Source organism: Pedobacter africanus (genome assembly GCF_900176535.1).
GTDB lineage: Bacteria > Bacteroidota > Bacteroidia > Sphingobacteriales > Sphingobacteriaceae > Pedobacter > Pedobacter africanus.
The window spans coordinates 312,999-325,708 of record NZ_FWXT01000005.1 but is presented as its reverse complement, the minus strand read 5'-3'; the positions used below and the strand labels follow the sequence as shown (position 1 = coordinate 325,708).

Sequence of the window (12,710 nt, the reverse complement as noted above, 5' to 3'; positions counted from 1 at the left end):
AAGTGCGAAACTAGCCACGAGATGAGAATTCCATATAGGACCGTAGCAGACTACTACGTTGATAGGTTACAGATGTAAAGGTGGTGACATCAAAGTCGAGTAATACTAATCATCCGAAGCTTTCAAAAGCAGAACGTTGTTTGCTTTTCTTAACTAACTTCTTTCAATAATATGTCATAACGATATTTAGGTGCCTATATCGGTGGTGTCCACCTCTTCCCATTCCGAACAGAGAAGTTAAGCCCACCAGAGCCGATGGTACTGCGGTAACACGTGGGAGAGTAGGTCGGTGCCAAATCTTAAAGAAAGCCTGTAGCCATAAACTACAGGCTTTTCTTGTTTACAAATGATGCTAAAGTCCCCCGATCCCTGCATCTCTAGTAACCCCGCATCTTGATACACCCCAAACATTCCCTTAAAATCAAAAGGTAAACGGTTCAACTCATTTTGCCGGGCTCAAGCAGTAGCGAAACAAAAGTTTTGTTCTGATAGATTTTAGTTAAAATATGCTAAATTTTTATCCTAAAGGCAATAAAACCGTATAATTGTATTTTACGTTAATTCACTAAATGGGATGAAGATGAAACTGAAATCGATTATATACTGTGCAATCTGCCTTTTCTTTAATACAGCAGTTTTCTCACAAAGTAAAGATGTGAAACTGCCCCCAAATTGGTATAATCTGGATCTGGTAAAAGACGGGTATTTCGGTATTAGCACGGAGAAAGCCTATGATGAGCTGTTAAAGAACAAGAAACCAAAGGAAAGCATTATTGTTGCCGTGATAGATGGCGGTGTAGAAACAACGCATGAGGACTTAAAGGACGTGCTTTGGACGAATAAAAAGGAAATCCCGAATAATGGAGTTGACGACGATGGAAATGGGTATATAGATGATGTACACGGCTGGAATTTTATTGGATCGAAAAAAGGTAATCTGGCTTATGACAACCTGGAGCTCGTTAGGATCTATAAAGCCTATCAACCTAAATACAGGTCTACAATTAAATCTACTGTTTTAGATAGCACACAGAAAGAAGAGTTTGCGCTGTATACTAAGGTAACCGCGGAATTTGGAAGGAAATATGACGAAGCACATCAGTCTTTTGCCGTAATCTCTATCATTAACAAGCTGCTTGATTCGGTGGGAAGGATTAGAAATAAAACAATTCCTTCACTGGAAGATATTGAAAGTTATAAGGCAGATAGCGAAGAAGAGGAGCAATGCAAGAAAATTATTCGTAAAGGGGCGAAAGAAAGTGGTTCTATGGAGAAGTTTCATAAGGAAATGAAAGATGCCTATAAGCAATATGATATAATGCTTAGGTATAATCTGAATCCTAAATATGACCAGCGTGAAGAATTGGTTGGAGATGATTATGCGAATGCAAAAGAAAGATTCTACGGGAATAATGATGTCGCAGGTCCTAACGCAGAGCATGGCTCCCACGTGTCTGGTATCATAGGTGCTAAGCGCGAAAATGGCATAGGAATAAACGGCGTTGCCAATAGTGTCAGGATTATGGGGATCAGGGTTGTACCCGAAGGGGACGAGCGTGATAAGGATGTGGCCAATGGAATAAGATATGCCGTAGATAACGGTGCAAGGGTAATTAATATGAGTTTCGGAAAAGGCTTTAAATGGAATAAGGAGGTGGTTGATGAAGCAGTGAAGTATGCGGAACAGAAAGGAGTATTATTGGTACATGCAGCGGGAAATGACAACAAGAACAATGATATTGAGGAGAATTATCCAAATAAATTTTATGAAGGTGCAGAAGCGATAGCATACAGGAAGGCGCATAAAAAGCCGGACATTAATCTGATGGGCTTCAGGCCTAATCCCAATTCACCTCAGCAAGGAATGTCGGGAGGAAGAAACATACCTGTAGTTCCCTTAAAACCGGTAGTGGATACTACAAAATTTAATCTTCCTCATGCGAAGAATTGGATAGAAGTTGGTGCAAGTGCTTATAAGAACGATGCGAGCTTAAAAGCTTCTTTTTCTAACTACGGCAAATATACTGTTGACGTTTTTGCACCTGGTTTTATGATCAATTCAACTGTCCCGGGTTCGAAATATGAGGAATTTGATGGTACAAGTATGGCTGCACCGGTTGTTTCGGGACTTGCCGCATTGATACTGAGTTATTATCCGCAACTAAAACCTCATCAAGTAAGGGAAATCATCATGAAGTCTGTTTTGAAAGTAGAGCAGAAAGTCAGGAAAGAAAACGAAAGAGGAGAAAGTGAGCGTGTAAGTTTCAAAGAGTTGTGTGTTAGCGGTGGAATTGTAAACGCCTATGAGGCCTTAAAGCTGGCCGAGAACTATCCATCTAAAAAGTAGCAAGAATAAGAAAGCCCATCCAAAGGATGGGCTTTTCAGTGTAGCGGGGAGCAGGATCGAACTGCCGACCTCAGGGTTATGAATCCTGCGCTCTAACCATCTGAGCTACCCCGCCGGGCGGTCTTTTTTCTAAAGAGTTGCAAATATAGAATAAATTACTTTTCTTTAGAAACAAATGTTAAAAATTGTCTAAAAAATTCAGAATATAAGTGCTTAGCGATGTCAGAAAAGAAAAAATTTACTTTAGAATATGAATTGAGATCGTCTCCGCGTATTTTATTTAGCTTTATCAGTGAACCTAATGGCTTGTCGCAGTGGTTTGCTGATGATGTAATTTTCCGTGATCAGGTGTATACTTTTACATGGGACGATGAGGTGCAGAAAGCCAAGTTGTTAAGCGTTAAGGAGAATAAACTGGTAAAGTTCAAATGGATAGACGATGAGCCGCACTGCTATTTTGAAATGGAAATTGTTCAGGATGAATTGACCAATGATGTAGCGCTTTCAATTACGGATTTTGCTACTGACGATACACTTGCAGAACGCAGACAGATATGGGATAACCAGATCAACTATCTCCACAGCGTATTAGGTGCTTAATTTTTCATTGGCTTTGCCTACCTTTGTAAATTGAAAAAGATACATTTACTACTTGTCAAAGCATTTATAAAGCCTTTCTTCGTCACTTTTTTTATAGTGATGTTTATCCTGTTGATGCTGTTTTTGTTCAAATACATTGACGACCTGATCGGAAAGGGCTTTGAGTGGTACGTTATTCTCGAGCTCATGTATTATGCTTCGGCGGCCAATGTGTCTATGGCCCTGCCGCTCTCCATTTTGCTGTCTTCTATTATGACTTTTGGAACACTTGGAGAGAACTACGAACTGGTAGCCATAAAATCTGCCGGCGTATCGTTGCAAAAAGCAATGCGGCCATTATTGGTATTGATCGTTTTTCTAGCCATTAGCTCCTTTATTTTTTCCGATTACATGCTGCCAAAGGCCAATTTGAAATTTGGTTCTTTGTTGTGGGACATACGAAATAAAAAACTTTCTTTCCTGATTAAAGAGGGGGTATTTAACAACAGCATACCGGGATATTCCATTAGAGTAGATAAGAAAGGAGCCGATGGGATTTCTTTGCATAATGTAATGATATACGATCATACCAGTAACAATGGTATAGCAAAGATCATTATAGCGAAGAGCGGCAAGATGTCTAAAAATGATGATTATCTGCTACTTACTTTACATGATGGAGTCAGGTATGAGGAGTCGAGTGGTAAGAATGCCGCTTATAATCCAAGGCAGGAACTAACCAGAATGCGATTTAAGGAAACAGATCAAAAATTTGACATTTCGAGTTTTAAGATGAACAGGACGGATGAAGAAGGATTTAGGGGAAATACTCAGATGCTTAACTTGAAAGGCCTTACAAAAAAAGAGGATTCCCTGAAGAAAGAACTTGCAGTGGTAAATAAATCAGCCGCTTTGAACCTGAGTGGTTACTATAAACAGAACAGTTACACCAAAGGCTATACTAAAATCAATACCCCGGCAAAAAAAATCGGAGGCGAGATCTTAAATACTATTCCTAAGAATCAGAAATTGGCAGTTATACAAAGTGCACTGGACCAGGCGAATTCAATTCAGCAAGCTACATCAGGGCGGTTGGCTGAACATGCCGACCGTGTTAAAAATATCATAAAAGTTCAGATAGAGTATCAGAAAAAATTCACTTTGGCCGCATCATGTTTACTGTTGTTTTTTATTGGGGCTCCTTTAGGTGCCATTATCAGAAAAGGCGGACTGGGATTACCTGTTGTAATGGCTATTGTATTTTTTCTGATCTATCATATCATAGCAACTGTTTCTGAGAAATCCGCTACGCAGGGTTCTTTAACTCCTTTTTTCGGAATGTGGCTTGCTATTATCATTCTGTCCCCTTTGGGCGCATTTCTTACCTATAAGGCTACAGTAGATTCAGCCTTGTTTGATGTGAATTACTTCAAAAGCCTGCTTGTTAATTTTTTCAAAAGATTTTCATCAAAAAAAACGGCACAAAAGGCATAGCTTTTATAGGGAATATCAAACTGTTTCATTACTTATTTATGATATTTTAAGCTGTTATTTGTCTTTGAAGGTTGTAACTTTGCAATATAATTTTAATTGAATCTCAGGCATTTTATTGGGCCTTGTGATGGATATACTTATAAAATGGAAATTAAACTGGATGCAATAGAAGATGCTATTGCTGATATAAAAGCGGGAAAAGTTATTATCGTTGTTGATGATGAAGATAGGGAGAATGAAGGAGATTTTCTGACGGCAGCTGCCAATGTTACCCCGGAGGTGATCAATTTTATGGCAACATATGGCCGTGGTTTAATCTGTGCGCCTTTAACGGAGCAAAGGTGTGATGAGCTGGGATTGGAATCTATGGTTGGGAAGAACACTGCAGCCTATGAAACGAACTTCACAGTATCTGTAGATTTGCTGGGGCACGGTTGTACTACGGGAATTTCGGCTTCAGACAGATCGAAAACAATCCGGGCGCTAATCGATCCTAACATAGATCCTTCAGAATTAGGCAGACCCGGACATATTTTCCCATTGAGAGCGAAGGATGGAGGGGTATTAAGAAGGGCAGGCCATACAGAGGCTACTGTGGATCTGGCCCGGCTGGCTGGCATGGAAGAAGCTGGTGTCCTGGTGGAGATATTAAAAGAAGACGGTGAAATGGCCAGGCTTCCTGATCTGATCAAGATTGCCGAAAGACATCAACTTAGAATTATTTCAATCAAAGACCTTATTGCCTACAGATTGAGTAAAGAAAGCCTGATTAAAGAGGAGGTGACTGTAAATTTGCCTACTCAATGGGGGGATTTTAAAATGACGGCATATACGCAACTGGATAATAATGCGACTCATCTTGCCATCAGTAAAGGTGAATGGCTTGAAGATGAACCTGTTTTGGCAAGGGTACATAGTTCCTGTGTAACGGGTGATATTTTTGGCTCTTGTCGTTGCGATTGCGGACCTCAGCTCCATAAAGCGATGGAAATGATTGACAAAGAGGGGAAAGGGGTTGTTGTCTATATGAACCAGGAAGGCAGAGGGATCGGACTGATCAATAAGCTGCGTTCTTATAACTTGCAGGATGCTGGGTTTGACACCGTTGAGGCCAATATTAAGTTAGGTTTTAAAGGCGATGAACGTGATTATGGTGTAGGTGCCCAGATATTGAGGGCGCAAGGTGTAACTAAAATGAGACTAATGTCTAACAATCCTACCAAAAGGGCTGGTTTAATTGGCTATGGTTTGGAAATTGTAGAAAATATTGCGATAGAAATCGAAAGTAATGTACACAATGAGCATTACCTGAAAACAAAACGTGATAAAATGGGACATCAGATCATGAAAGGTTAGAGGATTATTTCCTTTTAGGTTTTTTCTGATCATTTATAATTCCTTCCTTGTTAGCAGGATTTGTTTGGACAGCAGAGGATTTTTTATCATCCTCTGCTTTCTTTTTTTTCTCCTCCAGCTTCTTTTTTTCCTCGTTGCGAAGTTTGCCCGAAATTTTTTGTATGAACTCTCTGAAACTGTCAAATTGTTGCGTATAGATCAGGCCCAAAGAGGTTACATTGGTATTTTGCAGGCCAGTATTAAAAATGCTCTGTTGTGTAGGTGGCTTATTAGCCAGTTTGCCTACCAGGGTACCATCCTTTTTAATTAAGGCCAATACCTCAACCTCACTTCCTACATTGTCTCTTGAGAATCCAATTGGAGAAAGGTCACTTCTGCTGTTTTTGTCAACGATACCGGCATTTAGGATGATCCTGTCCTTGAAAAAGCGGAAAGACGCATTTGCCTCACTCAATGAACGGATGTTAATGTCTACAAAATCCAGGTTTAATGAGGAAAGTACATTGTTGAATTGATTAAACAGCAGCTCTGTTGCAGTGCTGGCTACCCCTGAAGACAATTGTTTTCCCAGGTCTTCTTTTCCAGATCCCGGAGCAAAGCTCCGCCTGATGATCAGACTGAGGGCCTGTAGGTTTCTGTTATTGTCGTCATTAAAATAGGATTGCATTTCCTCCTTAATGGCGGGGTTAGAAGGGAAGAAAATATCCAGCTTGATATCTGGTTTGAGCAGCAAGCCGCTAAGTCCCATTTCTACTTCCGTTAAGACCCTTTCATTGGCATTAGCTCCTTCGCGGTTAGCTGCTGTATATAAATCGGCCGTACTCGCCCTAAGCGCATAGATGGCTTTCAAATTGATCTGAGCGGCAGAAGGGTTGCCTGTCCACCTGATGGTGCCGCCCTGGCGAATGCTGAATTTCTTGTTGATCACTTCCTGAGCGGTAAAATCAAAACTTCCGCTCTCTATAATATAGTCGCCCGACATTTCAAAATCGCCCAGGCTGTTGATGTTTAGTGCCAGGTTTCTGGAATACCCTTTACCACTTAGTTTGCCCAAAGTTGTAAAGATATTTGCTGTACTACTGGCATCAACTGATAGTTTCAGACTCATGGTAAGTCCGTCGAAACTTGTTTGTTTCTTTACAAAGTTTGTGGTGTCTTTACTTACAAAGGTAATAAAGTCCTTACTGGATACGGTTTCAGAACTGTTTAGTGGTAAGTTAAAAACGGTTCCCTTTTCAGTTTTAGCATCTATATCTATAAACATTTTATTGGTAGGACCTTTAAATTTAAAAGAGCCTGTGGCATACGCCTGCCCAAAATATAAGGAATTGTCTTTTTCGGTAGTATTTAAGGCCATAAAATGGTTGGCATTCACATTAACATCCAGAGTTGGATTGTTGAGATCATTAAGGTCCACCGTGCCATTCGCGATGGCTTCATCATTGTCTGTATCCAGTAGTTTAAGATCTTTGATTGCAATAATGCTATTGTTCACTGTTACCTCATCTGAAATAGTGTAAGTTGTTTTGAGGTAATTGATGGTCATCGTAGCTTTATCAAAGGCAACAGTACCTTTAATTTCAGGTTTGTCAAAAGGGCCTTTTACGGTCAGGTTGGAAGATATATGACCTTTGAGATTTGAAACCAGTTCATTAACAAATGGTTCCAAAACGGCTAATTCACTTTCATCCAGTTTGACCAGGACGTCGATTTCCTTCTTTTCCAGATCAAGACTTCCCGTAGCCCTGAGAGTTTCCCGGTCGGCAGCAACAATATTGGTAAAGATGTTGGCTGCTTTTTTTGACTGATCATATGAAGAAGTGTCTGTAAGGCTACCTATATAGGTATCGTTAAAAGTAAGGGAGTCTATTTTGATGTTGTCCCTTATTTCTGGTGATTTCAGGATATTGGAAAGTTTGGTTTCTCCGTTTACGTTGCCACTCAATTTTAATCCCATAGCTTTTACAAAGGGGTTTAAGGTGGTCAGGCTAAAGTCTTTAAATCCCACCCGTAACATATCTTCCGGATTACCAGACAGCACACCGTCCAACGTTAGTAGCTGCCTTCCATTGTTAAGATCAAAGTTGTTGATTTCTGTTTTTCCATCATGAAAGTTGATTCTTACCTTTTCCTGTATTTTCCAGTCTTCATTGTTAACCTTTAAAATGGATGGAAGAATGCTGACGCGGGCGGTTGTATCATTGGCGAATTCAATTAAACCGTTTAAATCCAGTTGATTTACGTCATCTTCGTTAGATAATTTTACGTTTAGTGATAGGCTATCATTGCGTAGAATATTGGAGATGTTGACATTTTTTATGTAAAGGCTGTCGTTCAGGTCTACCCTGTCTGAGGTGATAATGGCCTGCAGCTGGTTGGTACTTGTGTTTTCGTCGACAATGATGTTATTGACTACTACACCTTTATATTTGAGTTTTTTGATAAAGCCATTTAAAGTGGCAATGTTATTAGGGGAATCAAAGTTCCCGGCAAAGATAGCCTGGTCTTCAAGGGACAGGCCAGGTACCAGCAATTCAGCAATAGGTTCAAACCTTTTGATGTTCAGATTAAATTGAAATATCTGGTCACCAAATTTGACAATATCGGCTTTCAAAGAAGGGATGTACTTTTTTGCCAGGGCCTTGTAATATGAAGGGAGGGTATTCAGGTCGTACTGCCCTTTGATGCTGGCATCCAGTATATCTGATTTTATAGTCAGGTTGCGGTCTTTACCCAGACCATTCGCCTGTAGCTCTACGGAATCGATATGATATATGCCCTTTACGTTGTCCAGGGTAATTTCCTGTAGCCTTAACCTTCCTTGTATATTGTTCAGGTTGGTTCCTGAAAAATTGGTGTTGAATACTGCATCTATTTTTAGGGAATCTTTGTATAGTTTTAATGCCCGCAGCTTTGCATTTTTTATTGTAGCCTTAAAATTAAAAACAGGCAATTTGGGATTCAGGTTTACACCACCATCAAATGCAAGCTGAATATTCTTATCGTTAATCTTTAAACTTCCGTCAAAATACTTTTTATCAAATGTACCGTCAATTTTAACGCTTCGATACCTGTAATGGTTAAAATCAATGTACTCGATGTCACCATTTAATTTTTCTGACAGGTTTTGCATTTCTGTACCACGGCCTTTTACATACAATGAGGCGGACAGTCGGCCAAGCATCTTTTCATCGATAAGGTCGCCGATGTTAAAATCGTAAGTTTTTACATTCCCTGTGTAGGAGGGCATGCCTTTTTTATCGATTTTCATATTTACGTCGGAAACCAATCTTCCCAGTTTGGTCTTAAACTCCCCGTAGGCAATAAAGTCGTTTTTAAACCCAGTAAAAGAGCCATTAAAGTTAATGTTACCAAACTTGTCGACTATTTTGGGAACCACTTTTTCTTTTTTACCAGTGATGCTGGTTACTATTTCATCCAGATCGGTGTTATTGGTGCCTGCCATTTCAATCTTGAGGTCCATAAAAGTTTCTTTAAGATAAGGCAGCCCTTTTAATATAAAATCTCCTTTGATATGGGTAGCTTTTCCTGCCTTGACAGAAAGTTTTTTTGCCCTTAAATTGTTAACCAAACCATTTACCTGGCCATCAACATCAATGTCAAGACTCATTTGGTCGAGATCGGAAGTGAAATAAGAAACATCGCGAGAGGAAATATGGCTGTCTTTAAAGTTTGCCTTCATTCTCACTTTGTTGATGTAATCGTCAAAATCGTCAAAACTTTTAAAGCGCATCTGAAAGTAGTCGGATAGCCGGCTACGGTTCGTTACCAGAAGTAGTTTTTTTAATTCAATACTATTGGTATCAATTGTGGTAAAAGCAGTCAGATTTTTTAAATAAAAGCCACTTTTTTCCTTGAAGGTCAGATCTTTTATATTTGCCTGCACAATGTGGTCTTTAGTGTTCAGGTTTTCGAAGATGCCATTCAGCCCGCTTAAGTCAATATCATCAAAATTAACACCTTTCATTACCGTATCCCGTCTGTAGTTTTTGTATTTAAAACCCACATTGTTCAGGATCACTCTGTCGAACGAAATCTTATAAGGCTTTTTTTTCTTTTTTATTGTCGGAGGCCCCGAATCAAAATAGTCGATGATAAAGTCAAGATTAGAAGTGGTGTCTTTGTAGGACTTCAAAAAGAATGAACCGTTATTGATCTGGACAGTATTTACGGCTATTATTCTTTGCTTTAATGAGAGTTGGTTGATGTCTACCAGAAATTTGGGCGTACTCAGAAGGGTATCTTTTTGCTGGTCCAGAACCAATAGATCTTCCAGTACAACTGATTTGAAAGGCTTTATATATATACCACTCAAGGATATTGTGGTGTTGAGCTCTTTGGAGAGGTATGCAGCAGCTTTTTTTGCTACATAGGTCTGCACTGGTCTGAATTGAAGTGCGAAAAGAATGACAGCAGCAAGTAATATTACTGATGCAACAAGCCAAAGCAGTATTTTTAATAGTTTTTTAATAGTTTTGTAGCTTAATTATAAATACCCGTGTCAGTAATACTTGCTATAGAATCTTCTTGCGATGAAACTTCAGTTGCCATATGTAACAACGGCAAAATTACGGCCAATGTTATTGCAAACCAAACAATTCATGAAAATTATGGTGGTGTAATTCCCGAGCTCGCATCCAGGGTACATCAGCAGAATATTGTTCCTGTAATTCAACAGGCATTGAATGACGCCAGAGTTGGAAAAAATGAGCTGGATGCAGTCGCTTTTACCCGTGGACCAGGTCTGTTAGGCTCATTGCTGGTAGGGGTGTCATTCGCAAAATCATTTGCTATGGCACTTGATTTGCCATTGATTGCTGTAAATCATATGCAGGCTCATATTCTGGCGCATTTTATAGATGAACCTAAGCCGAAATTTCCGTTCTTATGTCTTACCGTATCTGGCGGGCATACTCAGGTTGTGTTAGTGAAGGATTATTTTGACATGGAGATAGTAGGCGAAACATTGGATGATGCCGCCGGAGAAGCGTTTGATAAAACTGCGAAAATATTGAAACTACCTTATCCGGGAGGGCCTTTAATTGATAAATATGCTAAAGAAGGTGATCCTTTAGCCTTTAAATTCCCTGAACCACAGATAAAAGACTTGAATTTTAGTTTTAGCGGACTGAAGACTTCGATTTTGTATTTTATCCGGGCACAGGAAAAGAAAAACCCAGATTTCATATCAGAACATCTGAATGATATTTGTGCTTCGGTGCAGCATAGCATTGTCGGGATTTTGCTTAATAAATTAAAAATGGCTGCCGCTCGGTATGGTATAAAGGACATAGCGATAGCGGGAGGTGTTTCTGCCAACAGTGGTTTACGTCTGGCACTGCAAAAAATGGCCGAACAGCAACACTGGAATGTCTATATACCAGCTTTTCAGTATTGTACGGACAATGCAGGCATGATTGCCATAGCAGGCTATCATAAATATCAGCTGGGTGATTTTGTAGGGCAGGATGTGGCGCCACTCTCAAGAATGGAATTTTAAACTTAAATAAGAAGTTATGAATGGAGCAAGCTATATATTTTTTGGATTGATATTACTCCCGCTGGTCATTTTTTTAGGCTGGCTGATAAAAAAAGATAAAAAAAGGAATTATATAGGTATACTGGTCTTGATCGGAATGGCTGTCATTGCCGTGATTGCAATCGTCAAGTTCGATAGTAAGTTTATGAACAAGGTCCAAAACAATACGCCTAAAATAGAACGGTCTCCGAGTTACCGGTAAATCAAAAGGGCCGATCATATGATCGGCCCTTTTGATGTCTTTAATGCTATGCTTTTTCTTCCAGTTTTTCTCCGGTTACCTCAGCGCGTATTTTTGCTTCTATTTCTTCTGATAATTCAGGATTATCGAGCAGCAATTGTTTAACTGCATCCCTTCCCTGTCCTAATTTGGTGTCTCCGTAAGAGAACCATGAACCTGCTTTTTTGATAATGTTGAAGTCAACACCAAGATCAATGATCTCGCCGGTTTTAGATATACCTTCTCCAAACATAATGTCAAATTCCGCAATCCGGAAAGGAGGAGCAACTTTGTTTTTTACGATTTTTACTTTTACACGGTTTCCGGAAACTTCATCAGAATCTTTAATCTGAGAAGTTCTGCGGATATCCAGACGTACAGAGGCATAAAACTTCAGGGCGTTACCACCTGTAGTTGTTTCCGGGTTACCAAACATGACACCTATTTTCTCACGTAACTGGTTGATAAAGATACAGCAGCAACCGGTTTTGGAAATGGTGCCTGTTAATTTACGTAATGCCTGGGACATCAAACGGGCATGAAGGCCCATCTTGGAATCTCCCATTTCACCTTCAATCTCAGCCTTTGGTACCAAGGCGGCGACAGAGTCGATTACAATAACGTCAATTGCACCTGAGCGGATCAGGTTATCCGCAATTTCCAGTGCCTGCTCACCATTGTCTGGTTGTGAGATCAGGAGGTTATCTACATCAACACCAAGTTTCTTTGCATATCCTTTATCAAAGGCATGTTCCGCATCAACAATTGCAGCTATACCGCCTTTTTTCTGTGCTTCCGCAATAATGTGTGTGGCAAGTGTGGTTTTACCAGAAGATTCAGGCCCGTATATTTCGATAATTCTTCCTTTTGGTACACCGCCGATACCTAAGGCGATATCGAGACTGATGGAACCCGTTGAAATGGATTCTATAGGTTCTACAGCTTCATCTCCAAGTTTCATTACGGTACCTTTACCATATGATTTCTCTAACTTATCTAAAGTAAGTTGTAATGCTTTTAGTTTGTCTGCGTTTGTGCTCATATCATTTATAGTTCTTTAAGAAAATGGCCACTCTGCTTTGGCCAGATTCATTTTTTGTGCTAATTATATTAGCAAATATAAAGGAATTTTATTTTAATTTAACAATTAAAGT

General features: G+C 39.7%; 7 protein-coding genes, 1 tRNA gene and 2 rRNA genes. 7 read left to right on the top strand and 3 right to left on the bottom strand.

What is annotated here, in order from left to right:
• From B9A91_RS23415 to B9A91_RS23405, 3 genes are all read left to right on the top strand, one after another.
• Positions 1-129: ribosomal RNA gene (locus tag B9A91_RS23415) — 23S ribosomal RNA — on the top strand; the annotation flags it as partial.
• A gap of 57 nt (positions 130-186) precedes the next feature.
• Positions 187-298, top strand: a 5S ribosomal RNA gene (gene rrf, locus B9A91_RS23410).
• A 282-nt stretch (positions 299-580) separates the two neighbouring features.
• A complete protein-coding gene (locus B9A91_RS23405) occupies positions 581-2,347 on the top strand; it encodes a S8 family peptidase (RefSeq protein WP_084241501.1) in 1,767 nt (588 codons plus the stop codon).
• Positions 2,348-2,388: 41 nt separating this feature from the next.
• Here the strand turns inward: B9A91_RS23405 and B9A91_RS23400 are convergent.
• Positions 2,389-2,462: transfer RNA gene (locus tag B9A91_RS23400), tRNA-Met, on the bottom strand.
• Positions 2,463-2,566: 104 nt separating this feature from the next.
• Between B9A91_RS23400 and B9A91_RS23395 the strand changes: the two genes are divergently transcribed.
• From B9A91_RS23395 to B9A91_RS23385, 3 genes are all read left to right on the top strand, one after another.
• Positions 2,567-2,947 (top strand): START-like domain-containing protein, encoded by a 381-nt coding sequence (locus B9A91_RS23395; RefSeq protein ID WP_084241484.1) that lies wholly within the window; start codon positions 2,567-2,569, stop codon positions 2,945-2,947.
• A 30-nt stretch (positions 2,948-2,977) separates the two neighbouring features.
• The gene (locus B9A91_RS23390; RefSeq protein ID WP_084241483.1) at positions 2,978-4,420 is read left to right on the top strand and encodes an LptF/LptG family permease; all 1,443 of its coding nucleotides are present in this window, start codon (positions 2,978-2,980) and stop codon (positions 4,418-4,420) included.
• Between the two features lie 144 nt (positions 4,421-4,564).
• Positions 4,565-5,776 (top strand): bifunctional 3,4-dihydroxy-2-butanone-4-phosphate synthase/GTP cyclohydrolase II, encoded by a 1,212-nt coding sequence (locus B9A91_RS23385; protein WP_084241482.1) that lies wholly within the window; start codon positions 4,565-4,567, stop codon positions 5,774-5,776.
• A 4-nt stretch (positions 5,777-5,780) separates the two neighbouring features.
• Here B9A91_RS23385 and B9A91_RS23380 read toward each other — a convergent pair whose 3' ends face one another.
• Positions 5,781-10,178 (bottom strand): translocation/assembly module TamB domain-containing protein, encoded by a 4,398-nt coding sequence (locus B9A91_RS23380; RefSeq protein WP_084241481.1) that lies wholly within the window; start codon positions 10,176-10,178, stop codon positions 5,781-5,783.
• A gap of 117 nt (positions 10,179-10,295) precedes the next feature.
• On the opposite strand from B9A91_RS23380, the gene tsaD reads away from it, so the two are divergent.
• A complete protein-coding gene (gene tsaD / locus B9A91_RS23375) occupies positions 10,296-11,297 on the top strand; it encodes a tRNA (adenosine(37)-N6)-threonylcarbamoyltransferase complex transferase subunit TsaD (RefSeq protein ID WP_084241480.1) in 1,002 nt (333 codons plus the stop codon).
• A 287-nt stretch (positions 11,298-11,584) separates the two neighbouring features.
• Here the strand turns inward: tsaD and recA are convergent, their stop codons facing one another.
• Positions 11,585-12,598 carry a recombinase RecA gene (recA, locus tag B9A91_RS23365; protein ID WP_084241478.1) on the bottom strand — a complete coding sequence of 338 codons (1,014 nt, stop codon included), beginning with the start codon at positions 12,596-12,598 and terminating at the stop codon, positions 11,585-11,587.
• Positions 12,599-12,710: the final 112 nt, after the last annotated feature.

Excerpts from the sequence above, each read along its gene's own strand:
- recA (WP_084241478.1), bottom strand. The coding sequence starts at position 12,598 with ATGAGCACAAACGCAGACAAACTAAAAGCATTACAACTTACTTTAGAT.
- B9A91_RS23405 (WP_084241501.1), top strand. The coding sequence starts at position 581 with ATGAAACTGAAATCGATTATATACTGTGCAATCTGCCTTTTCTTTAAT.
- B9A91_RS23395 (WP_084241484.1), top strand. The coding sequence starts at position 2,567 with ATGTCAGAAAAGAAAAAATTTACTTTAGAATATGAATTGAGATCGTCT.
- B9A91_RS23385 (WP_084241482.1), top strand. The coding sequence starts at position 4,565 with ATGGAAATTAAACTGGATGCAATAGAAGATGCTATTGCTGATATAAAA.